Raw genomic sequence first — 18654 nt, 5'->3', positions numbered from 1 at the left:
CTTATAGCCCACCTGTATTTAATGTTTTAACTTCAATTTCGCTCGATTTTTGAATCATCAACACCACATCTTTTGCGGCGCCAGACTCGATGATTGGACCCGACTGAACAATAAGATTTGAAATAAATTCAGAGGTGCGCTTGAAACCGCTAGAAACGCCTGATGCTAGACCAGCTTGGAACATTTCATCACCATCGAGTGTTTTTACCGTTCCTAGTGCTGAGGTTTGAGTCGTTCCAGCGCTATTTGCTGCAACATCACCAATCCCCCCAAGAATATCAGCCGCCACTTGTCGAGAAAGTAATGCACCGGCTTTCGTTACCACGCGCCCATGCATATCTCGTTGTCCGTCCGTATCCGCTAAATAACCGAACACATCACCCTCAATTAATGTGTTCTTATCTCGTGATACACAGTGAATGGATTTCAGTTCTGCTTCGATTCGTTCTGTTGCGAGATTGCCCCATGTATTTGCAATAACGAAACAACCCGAAAGGTTCATTCTCACTTTATTGGGTAGCGTTGCAGGTGCTTGTACACGGAAATGAACGGGTTTTGGATTTTGCGCCCCATCTTGTGACGTTTGAGCACGAACCCCAACCAAAAGTTTTGCTGGCATGAAACCCACAGGAATTTTGAACTTTTCAACGCTAACGTCTTCTTCAACTTGCTCATTGATTGGTTCAAAGGTCTGTCTTGAAATTGATCCCACCTCAACCCACACTGGCGGCGGCGGTGTTTGGTCGCCTTGTTGAGTGTCGCCACTTGCAGGAGGGTAGTCACCACCATTCTCTACCTCTGACGTGTCTTCAAAATCCAGCTCGTCAGCGTCTTGCATTTCGTCATCTTCTGGAACGGTCACGCCTTGATTGCTGTCTTCACTGGTAGCATCCTCGCTTAGTCTTTCATCAAGCTTGTTGAAATACTCATCCAATGCCACTTTGACACGATCTTCAATGCGAGCATCCAAATCACGATTTAATGCTTCATCAGTTAACTTAATGTCGCGCTGTTCAGGCGGTGTGTACACTTTCGGCTTTTCGCCTTTGTTCAAAAAATACAGAAAGACGAGTGAACAAATGATCGCAAGAACCATTAACTTTTTGACAAGCGCCATAATGTCGTTGATGGTCATTGACTGCCAACGGTCTACGACTCGCGCCCATGCTTTTTTTACATTCATAGCCATTTATAACGCCTCCCAAGTGACGACATAACCTAAAAACGTAGTGTCAGGCTTAGGCGCATGATTGTATAAACGAACTGCGAACGTTCCAGCTTGTAGTTGAGCATTCACCACATCCATTTCGTGCAACGTGTCACCTAAACGTGAATACATTTGGTACACATAAACCGTCATGCCTGAACCTTCGAGTTTTATCTTTTCTCTCAGACGCGCACTGGTTTTTTCCGTCACTCTATTCCACGGTTCGTTTAAGTTGGCTTTAGTCACTTGAAAGACATGAGGCAAGTTGCCTCGCTCACTGTGTACTTTGTCGAGAATGTCAATAACGGTTTCTTCGTGTGGCATACCGTTAATTTTTTGGACATTTGAAGCGATTTGTTTACCTTTACCGCCGTCTAGAATAATTCTTTGAGGCTCAATCATTTTCGGCTGGAGCATCATCGAGTACACTTCACCATCGCACACGACATACAGATCTAAATCTTCTGTGTAGTACAGTACCTTTTGGGTGTTTTGTTCTTTTCGGGCTTTCGTTTTAATGAATGCGTCATTACCAGAACTACCGCGATTAAAAATCAACGGCTTTTCTTCGGAGAATGTACGGTCATTGATAACGCCATTCTTACACTGTAAGTAGTTCACATCCTTTACCGAAATAGGCACATATTCCATGCGATTAGGTCTAACGATAACCGTATTGCTCGTTGTGTTAGAGGCAACTTGACCTCTAGGACTCGGCGCAGGAACAGACAACGCTTTGTTCACGTTAACTGGTGAAAACGATATTGGTGTATTCGGGGCGTCATTCGTTGATGCTTGAGCAGCAAAAGCCACTGAAAACAACACGAAACCTAGCTTGACAGTTGTTAATTTCATTTAGAAAACCTCGATAATATCCACAATCCAGAAACGACCGTTCTCTACGGTGTAATACAACTCCACTTTGATGCTTTCTATTTCTGGCTGTTTACCTGTCACAAATAGCAAACGGTTTGTGTGAAATTCCGTTTTCCAAAGCTTTGTTGTCACGCCCTCGTAGTCATGTTCTCGTTGTTCTTTGTTTGCAAAAGAACGTCCCCAATCGACAGAAGCATAAAGCGCGGTACTCGCTAATTGCTTAAGCGTGTTTGAACGAATATCCATTCGTTTTTGCATTTCAGCGTATTGTGATGGATGAACGTGAGGCAGCAGAAGCGCGTGTTGGATTCTGGCGTTAGCTGGTGTAGCACTGACGTAATTAGCGTTAATAAAACTAATCATGTTGATAAGATACGCATCATCAACGTAGTCATTGCCAATCGTCATACTTTGACCGACCAAAGGCACTAAGTTAGTGCGCTCTGTGTCTTTAAGTGTTGAAGCTGTCTGATAGGAAAATAATTGAACAATGAATATTGCAATTAACAAGCCTTTGTAAAATTTCGCTTGCGCAAAAGCGTTGTCCCCGACATACATTTCACTTTCGATATTGACGGCATCTAACCCTTTCATTTTGTAGCTATCAACATCGAAACCTTTAGAGGGAGAAGTGTTGCCCTCTCCCTTTTCCTCTGATTTGTTGGCTTTTTTCTTTCTAGACCAGAACATTTCTATTCCTCAAACTTTGCATAAATATTTGGTGGATAGCCGTACAGCGTCCCTAGACCGAACGAAAGCTTTAAATGCATAACAAAGCCACGGCGTTGTTTACGCATGAAAGGAAAAATCGCATACGGCAAGATAGGCATAAGCAGAAATAAAATTGAGTGACCGAGTAAGCCAAAAAACAGAGGGATCAAGAAAACAAGCCATTCGACAGTATCAAACCATAGGTATTGTGCTGGCATATGAAGTGTTTTCATTAAACGCTGATCCCACTGATGCATACTAAATCCCTTTTACTTAGCTAAGACTGGTGATCATTGCGCCCAAGGTCGGCAATACCGCATCGGCTTTGATGATTGCTGCACCACCAACGGCTTGCAAACCTGCTTTCCAAACGCTTTCTTTCATCATTTGACCAGCTTGTGCAATAAGCCATGCGCCACCTACGAAACCAGGCACACCTTGTAAACCATTCTCGATGATTAGTGTGTAAAGGTCGTAACCTGCCGCCCCTGCTGCTGGCTTAGTGAAAGCCATTGCAGAGTTTGAGACCAGAGCAGTAGCGGCAAAAAAGTACGCGCCTTTGGTGTTATTAAATACCGCCTTTGCCTTGTCTTTTAGCAGTGCTGAACGTTGTTGATTACTCATTATTTGAGATCTCCATTTTTTTTGGTTAATTCGTCTATCACGTCTGATAAACGCTTTCTATCAAGCCCGCCAATGATTTCTCCATTGTCAAGCAAGAAGCTAGGTGTGCCGTTAACACCGAAGAAACTGACCAAATCATTATGTGCTTTCAAAATGTCGTCAGCTTCATCACAATTACGGCGAATTTCTTTTGGTATTTGTTGGATGTTGCTATAGGTTGCGTCCTTATCATCCGAACAGATGATATGACGTATTTTTGAGTCTGAATCCGCAAATCGAGGCGTAGATAAGAAAATCATATGTTTTTCTATTTTTATGTTCTTCGCGGTTTCAACCTGCTTTAGCCATTCATCGGCTTGCTGGCAATATGGGCAATCAGGATTAGTAAAAATGGTTAACTTAATATCCCCACCCTCACCGAGAACAAGCGCCTTATCAAAGAGAGACTGCAAAGAAGAACCTGCATCTTCCATGCGCTTTTTGGTCGCCTGTGCCAATGACTTTTGCGTAAGGTCTATACCGTCTTTATTGAAGATGCGCCCAAAAATCATAGTTTCAGACTCAGGGCTAAAGTAAATGATGTTGTCCGTGGTGTGTATTTCATAAAGCCCTTTGACCGGAGCTTCTTGAATGTACGTTGCAGTGAAATTGGTAAACGTCTTTTTTAGCTTATCTTCTACAGCTTGGTACTCGTTTGCCATACCAAGTGTAGGCACTAGAACTAAAGCGCTGACCATTGAGCCAATGAGTTTCTTAGTTAGTTTTTTCATCGTTAACCTTAATCTTGAGTTTGATTAAATTGGGATTGAACTGATTAGACGTTTCTTTTTTCTCTACCTTTTCAACAACCTGTTTTGTTTCTTGTTGCTTAGTGATTAAAATGAACCCGTCATTATCTTGCACCATTACCGTTAACGGGTAACTCATTAATGCATACATTAAAACTTTCATTGTTGCATTCCATTGTTGTACAATTAGACTAAATTTTATCTATATGGTTCGCTCATGTCAAATTTTAATACTTTTATTTTTAGTGCGTCATTGTTATTTTTTTCTAGTTCATTATTTGCAGATCCATTTTTGAATGCATCGTGTAAATATCGCATTGACAAAGATCTTTTGATTTCCATTGCAGCCAAAGAAAGTAGTTTAAAAACAAGAGCTAAAAACGTTAACTCTGACGGTTCGATAGATGTATGTATGATGCAGATAAACTTAAAAGAGTGGTTGCCAAAGTTGCCTCATATCAGCAGGGAGCAAATTGAAGAGGATGTCTATTTATGTGTTGAAATTGGGGCTTGGGTATTGGCTCAGAACTTTGAATCACATGGTAGACAATGGCTATCCATTGGAGCCTACAATACGGGTTTTTCAAGTCGCCTTTCTGAAACAAGAGAGGCATACATAGAAGACATAAAAATGATCTATAGAAATGTTCAGGACGGATTTTACGACAAGCGCTTGGCTCAACTAGGTGTAAATCGAACGAATACCCAGTGCTTATAGCTCGTTTTTAAGACACTTGCTTTTTTATCAATCGGTTGGGAGGTGTTTTGTTGACATTAATCTGGAACTCTGTCTATGATATGAGGACAAGTTGTACAGTGTTGTCGCCAGACAATGCTTGTCCCATGAAAGAACCTTTCTTGAGTGGGTTAAGATGTGCAAGTGGGTGGTTCCCTTGCGTTGAGCATCTTGCAAAGAGTTGCGCCTTTATAGTCGGGGCGCAACTTTTTTGTTTTTATAGACCGCGATCTATTTCACTGATCATTTCATTGATCAACATATTCATTTGCGCTAGTATCATTTTAGTTGGATTAACCACCCGACATGAGTTAACACTCGCTCGACTATCTTTTCTATCTCAGTGCTTTATTGCTAGTCAAGGTATATCTAGTCGCGCATCCGTGTGCTTGTGTATGATGGTGGCTAGGATAAAAAAATACATAAGAATGAAAATGATAATGAATACTGCCAAAAGTCAGTGGAAACAAAAAAGCCAAGCTCCCTCTTTACGAGGTGGCTTGGCTTTTGTTGTTTTTCAGACCGTTACGCGCCAACGTAACCACCTGATGAATGACTGCTCTATTGCGCCAACAATAGAGACAAAGTGGCTTAATTGCCGAAAAAGACGCATCGCCAAATGTTGTCAGACAGTTCCTCAACTCTCTTTTGCTGCTTTAAGCAGCCTACATACAACAACCAAAAAGGAGGTCTTTATCGTTTAAATACCAAACGTCCCAACGGCGTAAGGCTTTTGCCTAAATCACCTTTATAGAAACACCTATACAGAAGAACACCCTCTACAGATGCGTTCTATAGCAACGCTCAAACATTGTAGTTAGGGTGCTGGACTTTTACAAGTAAATTTCCTGTAAGAAATTGGAATGAATGCCCTAATACAAGAAGCAAATGCAAAAATTGGTCATGCAGCAATGCGCCGCCTGTTAGATACAGCGCCGCACCTTGCTCGATGCAGCGACAACAAAACGGCTTCGCATATTCGCCCTAGAGATTATGCGATCCGATGGTCGTACATGCAGATCAACCGTCCTGATATGGTGTCATGGCTTATCTTTGATTTAGACCATGCCAACCCCAACATTTGGGACGACAAGGACTTACCTGCCCCAAATTTCATTGTCCGAGACAAGCAAAAGAACACGGCGCACCTGTACTATGCGATCGTTCCAGTTTGCACAAGCGACAAAGCAAGAAGCAAACCTATCCAGTTCATGAAGCGTGTCTATCAAGCAATGGCTAAGTCGATGGACGCAGACCCGTCTTATGCTGGCACAGTAGCCAAAACGCCCCATCATCCCCAATGGTCAACGACAGAATTTCACGGTTACGTCTACGAACTATCAGAGTTAGCAGCACACGTTGAGATTGAATACGTACCTCATTGGGCGACTAAAGAGGAAGTGGATACCAGTCATTCACGCAATTGCACTTTATTTGAAGAGTTGCGCCACTTTGCTTACAGCATTGTTGATTACGCCAGAGAGCATAGCCACTATGAAGCGTTTAAATCGAGACTAGAACATTATGCAGAGCAACGTAACGACTTCGCTCTAAGAGGTTTTGATTGCAATCTTAGTTACAGTGAAGTCAGAGCAACAACTAAAAGCGTGGCACGGTGGACGTGGGATAACTATGTCGGTAATGAATGCGCCAATCGCGGCATAATGAACTTAGATAAGTCACTATCCCAAGAAGAACGCCAATCTTTAGCCGCTAAGCGAACTCACGGCGAACGTAAAGCCAATAGCGCTAAAAAGGTACTCATTGCCACTCAGAAACTCCTTAAAGCCCAAAAGAAAGTCACTTACACGGCTATAGCGAAGCTATGTCAACTCAGCCGCCAGACGGTCAGCAAGTACCAATCAATCATCGACAGTGTAATCCAGCAACCTCAAATCATTTCATTGGAGGAAATTTTTCGCGTTAAACAACCTGTTAAGTATGCTGTATCAGATATCAGCCCTGCTAAAGATCTTTCAGAGAATACAGGATCTTCTGCATCCCCTATTAACCAGACCGTAATCTATTCATTTCCTTTTAATGACAGAAATAGACCTTTAGAAGAATAGAGAGTCAACATACCTCTTGGGTTAATGATTCCACTGTAGAGCAAGCGTATACATCCCTCCATTTCATTTCGGGTACTCCTTTTGACTCTACAAGATGCTTCGCATCGTTATAGCAGCCAAAAGCGAGCTTCAATGATCCTATGTATTCTCTGCTATTCTCAATACATAGCTTATATATTGGAGTTAGTGATGAAAGAAGACGATGAAAAGATCATAGCCAAAGCTGCAAAAATGTATGTACGCCAAGTACAGTTAGGTTGGCTCAAGGTTGCTATCTTTTTGCCTATCGTATTAGGTTACTTAGGGTATCAGCATTGGATAGCCAAGCCTCAAATTGCTCATGAAGTAGCGTATATTGATTTGGGTTCTACTTATGATCGCTCGACAATACAGCAACTTATTCAAGCCGAGTTAGCAAAGGATCGCGTTCGTGCGGTTATTGTGGAAATGCCGCCACATAGTGAACAACCGATGCTACAAACGGTGAACCAACAAGACAAAGACGTATTTTTAGTGGTTAATGCGAATGGATATTAAAAAGAGTTGCAGGGCTGCAACTCTTGATTGGTTTACTCAGATTTCAGTTTGTAGACGGGACGATTATCGACCTTTTCCCCAACGCCTAATTCAACTAAAAACTTACTAATGCCTTGTTTGGCTGAATTATCATGACAATAATGATGCCCTCCTAGCTCAGCATTAATCACTTTGATCAGCGTATCTATATGCCACTCGCCCCCACGCTCTAAAACCGTTTTAGCTTTATTAATGGTTCGCTTAAACGGTGTCATGAAAGCATCTTTTCTTCCAGTGGTTCCCGACTGTCCGATTTTCATATCCTCATTCAAATGCTCTAATAAACGATGAGCAGTTGTGCGTGAGCCATGTTGTATCTTCGGTGGCATGATTTCGTAAAGTTGGTATTCATGTTCATCAATCCAGAGAGTTGGGTAAGCATTTTCATGAAACACTTCCCCATCTTTCAAGTCCTTTGTAGCAAAGCGAAACTCTTTGCTTCCTCTTACTTTACTTATCTCGTAATAACCTAGTCGGTATTGATTTAGGATTTCAGATTTAAGAGCAGGGAACTTGAATCCATTATTGGAATACTGGCAAACCGCGATCAAAAGATGAGGTATGGCTTTTTTAGACTCGTTTGTATGTGTACTGTTGATGGCGCGTGTCATTTCATGATGCCACCGCGTAAGTTGCTCGATAACCGGATACGTGAGGGACTTTTTATATTCAAACACGGCGGTTAGATAGTCGTTTTTTACGCCAAGGTGATCAGGGCGACCACCAAAAATAGGCAGCACGACTTCGGGAAACAGGTTCCAGCCTTTAGCCGTAAAAAAATAAGAAGAAACAAGCGCTATTTCTTCTTCTGTCATGGGAATTTGTTTTTTTACCATTCTCTGTTTACCTCATTATTAAAAACAATTAGGCTGCATGTGCTGGTAACGTAACCTCATCGTTGCCAGCCCTGCGCTGACGTTTGGAAGCAGAAGCGCAGGTTTGCCTAACTTTTTCGTTACATCATGAATCTAGGTGTCATCTGGACTCGTTAAGAATGCGTTCTACTCTTGTTTTTAACGCTGATACCAATATTTCAGCATCATTGAGCGCATCAATCGGATCTCGTTTCTGAGTAACCTCTAGTTGTTCTTTAAGCCAAAATGATGTTGCTAGATCATTAGATATGGCTTGTTCTTCTTCACGGTTTTTCATTTTTACTCACCTGCTCCTTTAACAAGTTATCGACCGCATCTTTTGCTAAAACAGGCATAGTGCGATAGTCCTTTGACGTTGTTGGCATTCGATACGTCTTGAGTGCTCTTGGGTGAATTTTTGTCTTTGCTGCTAATTCATCCCACGTCATATTTAGCTGGTTTTTGGCATCGTTAAGATATTTTTTTTGATCCATTGAAAGAGGTCTTCATTGTTGAGTTGCAGCACTGCAACTACTCATTTGATAGGTTTTGGATAATTGTGTTTTTCACTGCCAACGTAGCATCTTCAAGAGTCATGAGTCCTTTTTTGTACTGGATTACAATGCTATTGAACTCTTTATTATTGCAAATACAGTTTGTGAGATTAATGTTGTGTTGCGTTTTTAGTTGTTCATTTATTTTTTCAATCGCTTGGGTAGCATACATCGTTAGTAATCCTCTATGTTGTGTACCGGCAAACATAAAGCCGCACTAGATGTAGTGTCCCCTTGTTTTCCGTTCACGCCAGTATGAACATTAACGTGTTGCCCATCCTGGTATCCCACGACCATTTGATGTAGAAATTTGTCTTCATCAAGCTTTCGAACGTCCACATTGTCGAGTTCTCCAAAATGCTTATTGATGTAGGCTTGCTTATCTGTAGCTACGTCTTTAGATACATCCATATCAGGCAGTTGTTTACCAACCGCCATGACCCAACCAAGCGCGAACGCATCGGATTTTTCTGTCTTGGTTTTTTTCTTACTGTTGCCGTGCAATGACCGCATAAAGTTTTTTCTGGCATCGTTCATTAAGCGGTGCAAATGTTCAAAAACGTACACCGATATTTTTGCAGCGTGTTCCGTGCCAATAAAACTAACGCACTGATGGTATCGAGGTCGATACTGATAGCATTGATAAATATCACTCCAAACTTCCACTTCACGGTATACCGAGTGAAAGATTACATCGCAACCAAATGCAGAGCTGATAAAGCGAACCAAGAGATCAACATGTTTTTGCAGGGTGTTAGCCAGTTTAATGTCGCTTTTCTGGCAACTAATCATCACGTCAAAGTGTTTGATCTGATGCTTCTCCATGAGTTTTTGAGCGACTTTAACGGCTTGTGCCGCTTCATTTGGGTTGCTTGATTCCGCGAGAGCGAGACACTTTTTTATGCGCTCTAATATCTTTTCGTTGTTCATTTTTTCGCTCCTAGCAAACTCTCAATGTGATCCTCAACGTAATTCAAACAAGCGTTAAGTTTGCGAATCCCTTTTAGGTTTGGATGGATCTTATTGGCAATTTCAAGTCGTTCCATTGGTGTTAACAGGGAATACCAAACATGATGTGCTTGATTAGTTTTGCTGTCCTGAATCGTCAGCGATCTTACTTCTGCATTGTTGTACACGTCACAACTCCCCTTTGAATTATGTATTAAATAATAGTACGCATTGCGTACTATTGCAAGCTGTAATATACTGTATGTCACAACATTTAGGCATGACTCAATTAGACAGGAAATGACGATGGAATCAGCACTAGATTTTTATTCCAGAAAGATCACGGGCTTCAAATCCATGACGTTTGAAGAACGCAGAGCCGAGGCAAAGAAAGCAAATCTAGAGGATAAGCAACATACTAAAACAACGCTTAAGGAAGTGTTTAGAGTCAAGCCAGCCAACGATGCAAAGAGCCAATATCAATATAAAAATGATTTTGGCACAACGGTTCAATGCTTTACTCTTGCGCAATGCATTCCCATGAGAGCGTTAACGAACAAGCCTAGAACCGACAAGCAAAAAGCGGCAACGGATAACCTGATCAAACACAATCACATTCATAGCCCTGCTAATCAAGCGGCAAAACTTGCCCTTTCTATGATAGAAGAGGATGTGGTAGTCATCGACACTGAAACCACGGATCTTGATGGAGTGGTCATTCAAATCTCGTTGGTCTCATCAAAAAGCCGCGAAGTGCTCTATCATTCGAACGTTTTCACCGACAAAGACATTTCGCAAGGTGCATTTGAGGTCAACCGTATTTGTCAAAGTGATCTTGATGGAGCGCCGCCCTTTGAGGTCGTGGTTAAGGAAATCAATGCAATATTGGGTGATAGGCAATGGACAGCGTTTAACTTGCCGTTTGACAAAAGGGTGCTTATGAATAGTGTTACACCACGTACCGAACAAGCAGATTGCCAATGGTTTGATCGTGTTTCTCGTTGTGTCATGTATGGCGTAGCGGTTCCCGTATTCGGTTCAACAAATCGTCATGGCACGATTTCACTAGCCGATACTTTAGATTATTGTGGTTTGTCCTTTGAGGGACGTGCTCATAATGCGAGTGTTGATGCGCTTGCCACTGTAGACATTTTGCATCACATTGCACACCAAGCGATCAGTGAATAGGGAAATAAGTTGCAGCGCTGCAACTTAAGGAGAGGGATGATGTTATTTAAAACCAGATCAAAGTTAACCGTAGTTTGCATGATATTGATTTCTGGCTTTGTTGGATTGAAAGTAGGTCAGTATTCACCGGATTGGGGCGCAGCCTCCATGCTGCTCATGTACATATCTTTAGCGGTCATTGCTCATGCTTTAGGGAAAGTGAAGTATTAGAGAGCCAATCAGACTTTGCTCTCTTCATGATCATGCTTCCTTATCTGTCTCACCGCTTGTAAAAAAGAGGTTTTTACGCAAAGATGTGACTGTTCACATTTTTTTGTTTTAAGGGGGATGGTTTGAATATAGCTAAGTCTGCTAGCGAAAGAAAAAAAGAACAACGTGAGCGGGATAAAGAGTTGGGAATCAAACAGATAAATATTAGAGTTCATAAGGACGATGAAAAGTCAGTGAAGAATTATGCCAAAGCACTTCTTGATAAGAGGCTTAAGCTCGCTCAATAATAGTTGATTTTGTGACTAGTCACAATATAATAATAGACTCTAATAAACACAAACAAGGTAGAAGGCTTATGGAAGATAAAAATACATGTACAAGAGATGTTAAGCAGGTGGTTAATTTGGACATTTCCGACGTTAAAGACCTGTCGGAAGAACAAATTAAAGCTATCTCTGGTAACGCTGCTCACACTATTACAATAGGGAAAGATAGTGATTGGGATTGGCACAAACAAGCCAAGTCATTGCTTAATAGTCTGGAATCTTTGCCAAGATTCAATCAAAAACGTTCTGATTTAATGCGATTTATTCAAGAGTCTGATAGTAAAGAATTTGCAAAAGTTGCAGGGTTTGAATTTTCGGCTCTTGATACTAGAGTGCAATCTTCTTTAAGAGTAATGATTGTGTCATTGCTGAATGATAGCCCAAACAAAGGATAAACGATGAAGAAAATATTATTAATATCAGTGTTGGCTACAGGCAATGCCTATGCCGACTCTACATACGAAACCACACTTGATGCAATTCAAGCAACCTGCCCTTCTTGTGAGCGCTCCCTAAGAACTGTGTCGGAAAGCTTAAATAAAAAGTGTGGATTTCCTCTTACATCAGAGAACCTTCAATATGTCGGTAAAAGTCACCCTATGTATGCTTTTTCTATAGCTCTAAATAGTATGCTATCAGGGGATAAAGAGTCACTTGATACTGTGTATCAAGCGATTGAAAAAACGGCGTCTTGTTGGAATGCCGATCAATGGATCGCTGATACAAAAGATGTGTTAGAAACTGAAAAACTAAAGGACGTAGATTATCAAGGGGCATTGAGTGTCAGTCAATTTAAATCGGTGATGGACAGGTTAGAGACTGAAATGGCTGAAAACCCAAATTCGGATCTGGCAGCATTGTATAAAGAAGGGTTTGAATTAGTCCAAAGCTATTCCATTGCAGTTGCAAAAAATATCAATACCAGTGATATAGAACTACAAATGACAGAGTTCTTAAAACGAGTATCTCTATGATACATTTAATTGAATAAAAAAGGCACAATGTGCCTTTTTATTCATGATTACTAATTTAACTTCCATTTATATTCGAGCAAGCTTTCTGAATTTCATCCCATGTAATCATCGGGTTGTTGACCGTCTTTCTTACTCTAGGCAAGGACGTATAAATCGTCTCATCGTCAATCTTATTTTTTCGGTAGAACTCTATCAAGGCAACATCAAGACACTCACCGTTGCCTTGGCATTGCGAACATTCCCCAACATCGGCAACATCGTACCCGTAGCGCTCAAAAAGCTCAGGGGCGCAGTGGTCACATAATTGTGTGTTGGTTTCCGCTGCGACATTGACGGTATTTTTTTCGCATTGGTAAATCATAACTTCCTCACTTAAAACAAAGCCAGCCCGTTAGGATTGGCTATAGTGTGTAGACTTTGCCGATTGCCTCTAAAGCTCGGCATATTTAAAGGTTGACGTAAAGGCTAATTGCGCCGCATCGAGCCAGCTTTGATCATAGTTAGTGCAATCCACAGTTTGCTCTAACGCTTCAATGAACGCCTTATATCTGACGTTATCACGAGTATCTACATTGGCAACCGCCACACTCACCGCAAACACGACACTATTTTGTATCACGTCTTCGACTAGCTGGCGATTGTAGGTAAGCTGACAATGCGCCACTTTCATTTCAACCACATCTTTTGCTACCCAATACAAATGAGGATTACTGGTATTGGCTCGCTTAAATGTATTGAGCGCCGCTAATGCATCGGGCAAGGGTTCCAAATGGGTTTGCTCTTTAACCCACTGAGAGACGCTATCAAGCGCCTCTACAGGATCGGGTAACGCTTTCACATCGAGCGCATCCTCAGAAAAACACCCCGACAAAGGCAGCGCTGCAAACAGCGCAAACAATGACAGTCCAGACCGACTTAGACCGTTTGCCATAATGCCCCCTTAGAACACGCCAGAAATCGAGGTCGTGAGACCATCAACTAATGCAGGTTTCGCTTCTTCAAACTCAAGGTTCACTTGGTTTGCGTTTGAAAGGATACGAGTCTGAAAACGCTTTTTGTTATCCAGAGTGGTTAGCGTGGTTTGTGTGCTGCTCGAACTGCCGCTTTTGATGTTGGCTTGTTCAGTGGTCTGCACTTTCTGGTCAGTTTTTTCCACAATTTGAACATCGGTGATCATGGCATAGTTCACGTCTTCTACCATTGCGTCAGCCACAAGTCCCACCGTTGCGCCAATCAAACCGCCAGCAGCCAACGTGTTATTGTGAGAGGTAAAGGCTCCCGTTGCCAATGCGCCAAGCGCCGCACCAGAGATCCCTGCTCCGTAACCAGAAGAGAGAAAACCTTGGGCTTCACGTAAATCCATCTTATCGAGTTTGAGAATATTGGTTTGCACCCAATAGTGTGCTGCATCGGGATCTTGCACAACGCGATAGCCTTTATTCGACAATTTGGTGCTGAGCGCGTCCATAATATCAATCGGCTTATCCGTGGTATTGCGCACCTGCACAAACACCGTGCGCTTATCCGCCCCAACCGGATCGAGCCAGACGGTTTCTGACATTTGCGTTTGCACTTCAAGGTTGCGTTTCTTAACGGCGGTCGTCACCGCAGAACAACCAGACAGAGCCATAACAGAGGCTAAAGCCAAACCAATGAGCGTTGTTTTATTTCTTTTCATTCTGAATTTTCCTTAACATAAATGATTGAGTCATTAACTAAAATGTCGATTATATTTTAGACTCTCATTTAATAAATTGAAATACCTATTTTATGATTAGAATTGAATTTCATAATCCAAATCTATGTCGCATGACAGCAAACGGGTATAAATGTCGGTCGAACTGGCATAACGATGCCCCAAAAGAGACTGTACTTTTTTGACTGAAACTTGATGCAATATCAAGTGAATAGCAAAGCTATGTCGTAAAACTTTGGGCGAGATCGACAATGGAAAGTGCAGATCAGCCGCTTTGCCAGCTTGCTCTATCTCTTTAATCCAATTTCGTGCCGCTTGTCGGGTAATGCCTGAAAAGAGTGGTTTTTTCTTGTTTGAGCAGTGCGTATTGACATAACGAGACAGCGCCGTTTCAAAATCACGGTCAAACAGAGGAATCGTGCGCGTATAGCCCTCTTTCGGTGTCCCTATAGGCTTTTCTCGCTGATGTTTGAGTGTTTTAAGTCTCACACCCATTCGACCATTACACGGCTTTATATCAAGCGGTGTAACGGCTAATGCTTCGCTTATTCTCGCGCCAGTATTAAACAAAAATAGCATGAGCATTCTATGGTGTTCTTTAATCGTAGGCAGACGAACCAAGGCGCGGATCTCGCTGGCAAGCAGATATTTAGGGTGTTCATCATGGGGATAGAGGTTATACACTTCATTACGAAAAGCGATGTGTTGGGAATCGTCTAGGCTCACGCATTGGCACTCCATTTCAACTGACAAGCTTCTATTACACCGCAGTAAAAAAAGGATCGCTAATGATCTTTTGTCGATGTGCTGGCTTTCTTTTCCCTGTATATGAGTGTTTTGTAAAGCAATTAATCAATAGCAAGGCAGGTCAAAATCCACCAAAACCACTAGATATAGTAGTTAAGGCGAAGTAATGAGGGTAGATATAAGGGTTTTACGGTCTGCTGGAAAAGGAAAGATCGGGTAAAATGGTTATGCACAAAAGCGGGGGATAAGTGACTGAATAACTTTTAAGCAAAAAGGAAGTTGCAGCGCTGCAACTTTACACGACAATATCATTATCGCTCAATTCCAGAGTCAATAGAACCACAGACACACACAAGAGTCCACCGAGCAAAAACCGTGACACTGTAATGCTTTGTGTCCACTGCGTTAAGTGATCGTTACCATAGCCTAAAACGCCTAAACCCAAATAGGTCAATAAGAAGATACATAGTGCGGCGACTCCAAGTTTTTTACTTATCATTCATACTCTCCTGATCATTGGGGCTACACCCCAAACCCCGTGATTCACATTTCGCTCTACAAGATGCTTCGCATCGTTATAGCAGCAAAATGCGAATTTACATTTTTACGGTCTTTTGCCATTGGCTATAATTATAATCATCCAAGTAGTAGCGTTTATTAGCGCATTGCGCATTGTAATGACGAGTGATTGAATTGAGATTTTCAATCTGTGCTCGATGCTGCTTTACTTGCTCATTATAAGCCTGAATAGAATTTTCTGCGCTAAGGTGCTCTATCTGGCTCTGTAGCTCCACCGCTTGCATTTTTGCATGGTCAAGGTGGTATTTTATATTTAAACACTCTTCGATTTGTTTAATTGTCAGCGTATTTTTGTCGTAGTGTTTAATAAAGTCCACATGGTACTGATCACCGCCGAGTAATGGTTTGTCATTAATGCTATTAACCTCCATAAGACGGACACCAACAACGCCGACAACACCGATAAAAACGAACGTCAGCAGTACCCCTCGCAAGTCACTCACCGATCTCTTTGCTCCCTATCTAAGTGAAGATCCACTTTTTTAGGTATAAACTTTCTTCGAACCCTAAGTCTCAATCTGAAAAAAGCACGTCTCAGCATCTTAAGTAGCCATTTCATAATACACAGAGCCACCACGATAGACACAGCCAGAATTAAACGTTGGTTCAGGCTAAGGCTATTAACCCTAGCCCAAACCATCTGAACGATGTCCACAATGATCGTGTCAACTTGTTTAATGTCCCTTAAGCTTTCGAACCATCCGAAAACATCAAGCATACGAATTTCCCTCGTTAGTCGGCGATGATAGCTGAATTGTCTTCAACCATTTCTTGAGCCGTTTTAAGTCGTTGACCAAGCTTGATGTAAAGTGCCTCTGCTGCTTCATAAGAAAGCTCAAGTTTATGAGTGTGCAAGTGTTTAAGCTCGGACACTGTAGAAACAAGCTTGTCACTGACAATCTCAATTTCTACGCCCTTGATGTGCTCCACAACATGAGATTTAGTTACTAGCAACACTTCAACCTCTTCTCTAAATGCCATGCTCAAAGCCCCTCTTCTAGCTTTTGCATCATCGGGCTATCATGAACCTCACATTCGCCCATAAGCTGATTTTCTTCCACTTCAGACAGCAAGAACTCATGAGCCTTATCGCCGTATTTCTCATCTAGCGATTCGTAATTTTCAAGATACCAAGGGCCACAACTACGTTCTCTATCCCAATACATATCAATCGTGGTGATATCACCATTAGGTTCGGATTCAAGCTGATTAGCGCCAAATAAGATCAAGAAGCGCACAACTGTGACGTTATCAAGTGCTAGCTCATCATTTATCGCGTGTTCAGCTTTAAATTGAAGATAAACGGCCAACTCCTTAGCGGTTTCATCAATCTGACTTTCATCAAAAGAGAAATAGACAGAGCGATCACCAATATCATATTCGTGGGTAACTCTAAAAAATGTCCTAGCCATATGTATAAATCCTATATTTAGTGGTTGTAACATCTGCGACCGATACTAGATATTGTGGTTTGGTAAGAGGGCTATATTCCCTACTTAAATTGAGCTAAGAATTCAGGACAGTTTGAGCAAACGCCTTGCTGCTTTTCTCTATCCACTTTTAACCAATAACATGCCTGGTTGTTTTCAAAACAGGCATTGGTATCACTGCATCCACAGCCGACACATACCGCCTCTTTAGGTTCTGGTCGAATGCTATAAATGGTTAAACCTGCCATTTGATTTTCCCTCGTTATCTGTTTACTAGCGATACAGCGAACTGAGCTGCATCTGATTCTGAGAAGTTACCCAACTGAAAAGCCCCTGCATTACACTTCGCACAGTACCATCCATTTTGAGTTCTAAATGCTTTTGATGAAGGAACGTGACTCACTAGCTTGTGATACATTTCATCAGCCCCGCATTTGGGGCATGGTGGAGGCGTCCAATCTGGTAAGTCCATATATTCCCCTGAGATAAAGCACAACGTATACGCCCCTTTCGGAGCGCATCGAGCAAACTAACGAACCAATATATCAAAAGCTTTATTGATTTCAGCGTCAGTTCTAAACATCAAAGCTAACGTTGCATCACCCGCATCAAAAGGCACTTGTTGAGAATGAAGATTTTGTTTGCAAAGCTCTTTATTCTCTGCCTGATTCTTAGCTTTCAGATGGTTAACAATTACGTTAATTTTGGTCATTTTATCGCTCATGTCTTTATCTCATTATTTGTTTAACCTTAGATATATAATAGTACGCATTGCGTACCTTTTCAAGTGATTTCACTTGATTGCTTTTGTTGAATTAGTGTTGGTAGAAACAAATTAATGAAGCTTTCTTTGTTCAGATATTTGCAACTTACATCCTTGATTTAATAAAACAATATCAAGCGTTGGCTTCCTCACCCGTTCAGACCTTGCTTAGCTGCGGCTTGCGGCGAGCATATTGTTTTATTAAATCTGTCGGATGTTTTTCAGTCACAACTTCACAAAGGAGAAAGCATCATGAAATCAACCAACACTAACACCGACAAAAAGCAAAATTCAGAAGAAAAAACAGCAAAAAAAAGACGTCAGCACGTATATGATTACTATCTAAGTCGCCGCTTTGGACGTTGATAATAAACAACCCTAATCATTGCACCAATGATTAGGGTTGCAGCGCTGCAACTTTTAATTGCTGTAATGAGTTGAGTATTGTTTTCTGGTTGCGTCCAACCAAAGGCTGTCATCCAAACAGTTGATATATTTCCTAGCGATTGGCACGAACTGAGAGCGGTATGCATTTTTGTCAATGCTATGAACGGTCATCATTGCAGTGATCATTGGACTACTAGTAAATGCTTTTTCAAAGCCAGTAGAATCAACAATGTTATTACAAGCTTCCTGTTTGATAGAGATGTAATCTTGCATGGCAATAGAACAACTCTCACACTGTTCTTTCATTACAGCTAACTGAGCAATAACGTCTGTATCGAATTGTTGAGGCTCAGCAATTACATAATGAGACGAGAGCAGTGCCAGTATCGTTAATAGTTTATTCTTCATAAC

Annotated in this window: 32 protein-coding genes; 9 read left to right on the top strand and 23 right to left on the bottom strand. The window is 41.6% G+C overall.

Annotation, left to right across the window (positions count from 1 at the left end; all coding sequences use genetic code 11):
* Nucleotide 1: 1 nt before the first annotated feature.
* From F0228_RS22640 to F0228_RS22610, 7 genes are read right to left on the bottom strand one after another with little or no spacing between them, the layout of a single operon-like run.
* Nucleotides 2-1189 carry a TraB/VirB10 family protein gene (locus F0228_RS22640; protein ID WP_171762811.1) on the bottom strand — a complete coding sequence of 396 codons (1188 nt, stop codon included), beginning with the start codon at nt 1187-1189 and terminating at the stop codon, nt 2-4.
* Entirely contained in the window at nt 1190-2062 is an 873-nt protein-coding gene (locus tag F0228_RS22635) for a type-F conjugative transfer system secretin TraK (protein WP_171762810.1), read from the bottom strand. It lies immediately after the preceding gene.
* Nucleotides 2063-2773: a TraE/TraK family type IV conjugative transfer system protein gene (locus tag F0228_RS22630; protein ID WP_171762809.1), complete on the bottom strand. Its 711-nt coding sequence runs from the start codon at nt 2771-2773 to the stop codon at nt 2063-2065.
* Between the two features lie 2 nt (nt 2774-2775).
* Nucleotides 2776-3051 carry a hypothetical protein gene (locus tag F0228_RS22625; protein WP_171762808.1) on the bottom strand — a complete coding sequence of 92 codons (276 nt, stop codon included), beginning with the start codon at nt 3049-3051 and terminating at the stop codon, nt 2776-2778.
* Nucleotides 3052-3067: 16 nt separating this feature from the next.
* Nucleotides 3068-3418 carry a hypothetical protein gene (locus F0228_RS22620; protein ID WP_171762807.1) on the bottom strand — a complete coding sequence of 117 codons (351 nt, stop codon included), beginning with the start codon at nt 3416-3418 and terminating at the stop codon, nt 3068-3070.
* Nucleotides 3418-4188 carry a DsbC family protein gene (locus F0228_RS22615; RefSeq protein ID WP_171762806.1) on the bottom strand — a complete coding sequence of 257 codons (771 nt, stop codon included), beginning with the start codon at nt 4186-4188 and terminating at the stop codon, nt 3418-3420. The genes F0228_RS22620 and F0228_RS22615 overlap by 1 nt, the downstream gene beginning before the upstream one ends.
* Entirely contained in the window at nt 4172-4369 is a 198-nt protein-coding gene (locus F0228_RS22610) for a hypothetical protein (protein ID WP_171762805.1), read from the bottom strand. The genes F0228_RS22615 and F0228_RS22610 overlap by 17 nt, the downstream gene beginning before the upstream one ends.
* A gap of 54 nt (nt 4370-4423) precedes the next feature.
* Between F0228_RS22610 and F0228_RS22605 the strand changes: the two genes are divergently transcribed.
* From F0228_RS22605 to F0228_RS22590, 4 genes are all read left to right on the top strand, one after another.
* Nucleotides 4424-4924: a lytic transglycosylase domain-containing protein gene (locus F0228_RS22605; RefSeq protein ID WP_171762804.1), complete on the top strand. Its 501-nt coding sequence runs from the start codon at nt 4424-4426 to the stop codon at nt 4922-4924.
* A gap of 458 nt (nt 4925-5382) precedes the next feature.
* Nucleotides 5383-5646: a hypothetical protein gene (locus F0228_RS22600; protein WP_171762803.1), complete on the top strand. Its 264-nt coding sequence runs from the start codon at nt 5383-5385 to the stop codon at nt 5644-5646.
* A 159-nt stretch (nt 5647-5805) separates the two neighbouring features.
* Nucleotides 5806-7011: a replication initiation protein gene (locus F0228_RS22595; RefSeq protein WP_171762802.1), complete on the top strand. Its 1206-nt coding sequence runs from the start codon at nt 5806-5808 to the stop codon at nt 7009-7011.
* A gap of 189 nt (nt 7012-7200) precedes the next feature.
* Complete coding sequence (locus F0228_RS22590; RefSeq protein WP_171762801.1) at nt 7201-7548, top strand: hypothetical protein; 348 nt, start codon at nt 7201-7203, stop codon at nt 7546-7548.
* Nucleotides 7549-7580: 32 nt separating this feature from the next.
* On the opposite strand, the gene F0228_RS22585 is transcribed toward F0228_RS22590, so the two are convergent.
* The 5 genes from F0228_RS22585 to F0228_RS22565 all read right to left on the bottom strand — a co-directional run bounded on the left by F0228_RS22585 (nt 7581) and on the right by F0228_RS22565 (nt 10131).
* Nucleotides 7581-8423, bottom strand: coding sequence for a hypothetical protein (locus F0228_RS22585; RefSeq protein ID WP_171762800.1), 843 nt, complete (start codon nt 8421-8423; stop codon nt 7581-7583).
* Nucleotides 8424-8562: 139 nt separating this feature from the next.
* Nucleotides 8563-8739: a hypothetical protein gene (locus F0228_RS22580; RefSeq protein ID WP_171762799.1), complete on the bottom strand. Its 177-nt coding sequence runs from the start codon at nt 8737-8739 to the stop codon at nt 8563-8565.
* Nucleotides 8726-8935 carry a hypothetical protein gene (locus tag F0228_RS22575; RefSeq protein WP_171762798.1) on the bottom strand — a complete coding sequence of 70 codons (210 nt, stop codon included), beginning with the start codon at nt 8933-8935 and terminating at the stop codon, nt 8726-8728. The genes F0228_RS22580 and F0228_RS22575 overlap by 14 nt, the downstream gene beginning before the upstream one ends.
* Before the next feature lie 234 nt (nt 8936-9169).
* Entirely contained in the window at nt 9170-9925 is a 756-nt protein-coding gene (locus F0228_RS22570; protein ID WP_171762797.1) for a DUF2786 domain-containing protein, read from the bottom strand.
* Entirely contained in the window at nt 9922-10131 is a 210-nt protein-coding gene (locus tag F0228_RS22565) for a hypothetical protein (RefSeq protein WP_171762796.1), read from the bottom strand. Before F0228_RS22565 ends, F0228_RS22570 begins: the two co-directional genes overlap by 4 nt.
* 118 nt (nt 10132-10249) lie before the next feature.
* On the opposite strand from F0228_RS22565, the gene F0228_RS22560 reads away from it, so the two are divergent.
* The 5 genes from F0228_RS22560 (at nt 10250) to F0228_RS22545 (ending at nt 12641) form a co-directional block, all read left to right on the top strand.
* Entirely contained in the window at nt 10250-11131 is an 882-nt protein-coding gene (locus F0228_RS22560) for a 3'-5' exonuclease (RefSeq protein ID WP_171762795.1), read from the top strand.
* Nucleotides 11132-11167: 36 nt separating this feature from the next.
* The gene (locus tag F0228_RS25750) at nt 11168-11341 is read left to right on the top strand and encodes a hypothetical protein (RefSeq protein ID WP_216619381.1); all 174 of its coding nucleotides are present in this window, start codon (nt 11168-11170) and stop codon (nt 11339-11341) included.
* Nucleotides 11342-11463: 122 nt separating this feature from the next.
* Nucleotides 11464-11628 carry a hypothetical protein gene (locus tag F0228_RS22555; protein ID WP_171762794.1) on the top strand — a complete coding sequence of 55 codons (165 nt, stop codon included), beginning with the start codon at nt 11464-11466 and terminating at the stop codon, nt 11626-11628.
* Nucleotides 11629-11696: 68 nt separating this feature from the next.
* Complete coding sequence (locus F0228_RS22550) at nt 11697-12062, top strand: hypothetical protein (RefSeq protein ID WP_171762793.1); 366 nt, start codon at nt 11697-11699, stop codon at nt 12060-12062.
* A 3-nt stretch (nt 12063-12065) separates the two neighbouring features.
* Entirely contained in the window at nt 12066-12641 is a 576-nt protein-coding gene (locus F0228_RS22545; protein WP_171762792.1) for a hypothetical protein, read from the top strand.
* Nucleotides 12642-12696: 55 nt separating this feature from the next.
* On the opposite strand, the gene F0228_RS22540 is transcribed toward F0228_RS22545, so the two are convergent.
* The 11 genes from F0228_RS22540 to F0228_RS22490 all read right to left on the bottom strand — a co-directional run bounded on the left by F0228_RS22540 (nt 12697) and on the right by F0228_RS22490 (nt 18651).
* Nucleotides 12697-13002 (bottom strand): hypothetical protein, encoded by a 306-nt coding sequence (locus tag F0228_RS22540; RefSeq protein ID WP_171762791.1) that lies wholly within the window; start codon nt 13000-13002, stop codon nt 12697-12699.
* Nucleotides 13003-13071: 69 nt separating this feature from the next.
* Entirely contained in the window at nt 13072-13572 is a 501-nt protein-coding gene (locus F0228_RS22535) for a hypothetical protein (protein WP_171762790.1), read from the bottom strand.
* Nucleotides 13573-13581: 9 nt separating this feature from the next.
* Entirely contained in the window at nt 13582-14319 is a 738-nt protein-coding gene (locus tag F0228_RS22530; protein WP_171762789.1) for a complement resistance protein TraT, read from the bottom strand.
* 96 nt (nt 14320-14415) lie between these two features.
* Nucleotides 14416-15063, bottom strand: coding sequence for a tyrosine-type recombinase/integrase (locus tag F0228_RS22525; protein ID WP_171762788.1), 648 nt, complete (start codon nt 15061-15063; stop codon nt 14416-14418).
* Nucleotides 15064-15379: 316 nt separating this feature from the next.
* On the bottom strand, nt 15380-15583 hold the full coding sequence (locus F0228_RS22520; RefSeq protein WP_171762787.1) for a hypothetical protein: 204 nt from the start codon (nt 15581-15583) through the stop codon (nt 15380-15382).
* 97 nt (nt 15584-15680) lie between these two features.
* Nucleotides 15681-16106 (bottom strand): hypothetical protein, encoded by a 426-nt coding sequence (locus tag F0228_RS22515; protein ID WP_171762786.1) that lies wholly within the window; start codon nt 16104-16106, stop codon nt 15681-15683.
* Nucleotides 16107-16395: 289 nt separating this feature from the next.
* Entirely contained in the window at nt 16396-16644 is a 249-nt protein-coding gene (locus F0228_RS22510) for a hypothetical protein (RefSeq protein WP_171762785.1), read from the bottom strand.
* A 2-nt stretch (nt 16645-16646) separates the two neighbouring features.
* Nucleotides 16647-17075, bottom strand: coding sequence for a hypothetical protein (locus F0228_RS22505; protein ID WP_171762784.1), 429 nt, complete (start codon nt 17073-17075; stop codon nt 16647-16649).
* An 80-nt stretch (nt 17076-17155) separates the two neighbouring features.
* Entirely contained in the window at nt 17156-17341 is a 186-nt protein-coding gene (locus F0228_RS22500; protein WP_171762783.1) for a hypothetical protein, read from the bottom strand.
* Nucleotides 17342-17622: 281 nt separating this feature from the next.
* A complete protein-coding gene (locus F0228_RS22495) occupies nt 17623-17817 on the bottom strand; it encodes a hypothetical protein (protein ID WP_171762782.1) in 195 nt (64 codons plus the stop codon).
* 459 nt (nt 17818-18276) lie between these two features.
* On the bottom strand, nt 18277-18651 hold the full coding sequence (locus F0228_RS22490; protein WP_171762781.1) for a hypothetical protein: 375 nt from the start codon (nt 18649-18651) through the stop codon (nt 18277-18279).
* Between the last annotated feature and the right edge of the window lie 3 nt (nt 18652-18654).

The sequence above is a fragment of the Vibrio sp. 99K-1 genome, assembly GCF_013114585.1.
Lineage (GTDB): Bacteria > Pseudomonadota > Gammaproteobacteria > Enterobacterales > Vibrionaceae > Vibrio > Vibrio chagasii_B.
The sequence above is the reverse complement of the archived record's forward strand: the minus strand, read 5'-3'. Positions and strand labels throughout refer to the sequence as shown.

Bases quoted from the DNA above. Each gene is read 5' to 3' on its own strand.
- F0228_RS22600 (WP_171762803.1), top strand. From the start codon at position 5,383: ATGAATACTGCCAAAAGTCAGTGGAAACAAAAAAGCCAAGCTCCCTCT.
- F0228_RS22585 (WP_171762800.1), bottom strand. From the start codon at position 8,423: ATGGTAAAAAAACAAATTCCCATGACAGAAGAAGAAATAGCGCTTGTT.
- F0228_RS22570 (WP_171762797.1), bottom strand. From the start codon at position 9,925: ATGAACAACGAAAAGATATTAGAGCGCATAAAAAAGTGTCTCGCTCTC.
- F0228_RS22560 (WP_171762795.1), top strand. From the start codon at position 10,250: ATGGAATCAGCACTAGATTTTTATTCCAGAAAGATCACGGGCTTCAAA.
- F0228_RS22505 (WP_171762784.1), bottom strand. From the start codon at position 17,075: ATGGCTAGGACATTTTTTAGAGTTACCCACGAATATGATATTGGTGAT.
- F0228_RS25750 (WP_216619381.1), top strand. From the start codon at position 11,168: ATGATGTTATTTAAAACCAGATCAAAGTTAACCGTAGTTTGCATGATA.
- F0228_RS22520 (WP_171762787.1), bottom strand. From the start codon at position 15,583: ATGATAAGTAAAAAACTTGGAGTCGCCGCACTATGTATCTTCTTATTG.
- F0228_RS22540 (WP_171762791.1), bottom strand. From the start codon at position 13,002: ATGATTTACCAATGCGAAAAAAATACCGTCAATGTCGCAGCGGAAACC.
- F0228_RS22535 (WP_171762790.1), bottom strand. From the start codon at position 13,572: ATGGCAAACGGTCTAAGTCGGTCTGGACTGTCATTGTTTGCGCTGTTT.
- F0228_RS22610 (WP_171762805.1), bottom strand. From the start codon at position 4,369: ATGAAAGTTTTAATGTATGCATTAATGAGTTACCCGTTAACGGTAATG.
- F0228_RS22490 (WP_171762781.1), bottom strand. From the start codon at position 18,651: ATGAAGAATAAACTATTAACGATACTGGCACTGCTCTCGTCTCATTAT.
- F0228_RS22605 (WP_171762804.1), top strand. From the start codon at position 4,424: ATGTCAAATTTTAATACTTTTATTTTTAGTGCGTCATTGTTATTTTTT.
- F0228_RS22615 (WP_171762806.1), bottom strand. From the start codon at position 4,188: ATGAAAAAACTAACTAAGAAACTCATTGGCTCAATGGTCAGCGCTTTA.
- F0228_RS22580 (WP_171762799.1), bottom strand. From the start codon at position 8,739: ATGAAAAACCGTGAAGAAGAACAAGCCATATCTAATGATCTAGCAACA.
- F0228_RS22550 (WP_171762793.1), top strand. From the start codon at position 11,697: ATGGAAGATAAAAATACATGTACAAGAGATGTTAAGCAGGTGGTTAAT.
- F0228_RS22595 (WP_171762802.1), top strand. From the start codon at position 5,806: ATGAATGCCCTAATACAAGAAGCAAATGCAAAAATTGGTCATGCAGCA.
- F0228_RS22545 (WP_171762792.1), top strand. From the start codon at position 12,066: ATGAAGAAAATATTATTAATATCAGTGTTGGCTACAGGCAATGCCTAT.
- F0228_RS22575 (WP_171762798.1), bottom strand. From the start codon at position 8,935: ATGGATCAAAAAAAATATCTTAACGATGCCAAAAACCAGCTAAATATG.
- F0228_RS22530 (WP_171762789.1), bottom strand. From the start codon at position 14,319: ATGAAAAGAAATAAAACAACGCTCATTGGTTTGGCTTTAGCCTCTGTT.
- F0228_RS22625 (WP_171762808.1), bottom strand. From the start codon at position 3,051: ATGCATCAGTGGGATCAGCGTTTAATGAAAACACTTCATATGCCAGCA.
- F0228_RS22500 (WP_171762783.1), bottom strand. From the start codon at position 17,341: ATGGCAGGTTTAACCATTTATAGCATTCGACCAGAACCTAAAGAGGCG.
- F0228_RS22630 (WP_171762809.1), bottom strand. From the start codon at position 2,773: ATGTTCTGGTCTAGAAAGAAAAAAGCCAACAAATCAGAGGAAAAGGGA.
- F0228_RS22635 (WP_171762810.1), bottom strand. From the start codon at position 2,062: ATGAAATTAACAACTGTCAAGCTAGGTTTCGTGTTGTTTTCAGTGGCT.
- F0228_RS22590 (WP_171762801.1), top strand. From the start codon at position 7,201: ATGAAAGAAGACGATGAAAAGATCATAGCCAAAGCTGCAAAAATGTAT.
- F0228_RS22620 (WP_171762807.1), bottom strand. From the start codon at position 3,418: ATGAGTAATCAACAACGTTCAGCACTGCTAAAAGACAAGGCAAAGGCG.
- F0228_RS22495 (WP_171762782.1), bottom strand. From the start codon at position 17,817: ATGAGCGATAAAATGACCAAAATTAACGTAATTGTTAACCATCTGAAA.
- F0228_RS22640 (WP_171762811.1), bottom strand. From the start codon at position 1,189: ATGGCTATGAATGTAAAAAAAGCATGGGCGCGAGTCGTAGACCGTTGG.
- F0228_RS22510 (WP_171762785.1), bottom strand. From the start codon at position 16,644: ATGGCATTTAGAGAAGAGGTTGAAGTGTTGCTAGTAACTAAATCTCAT.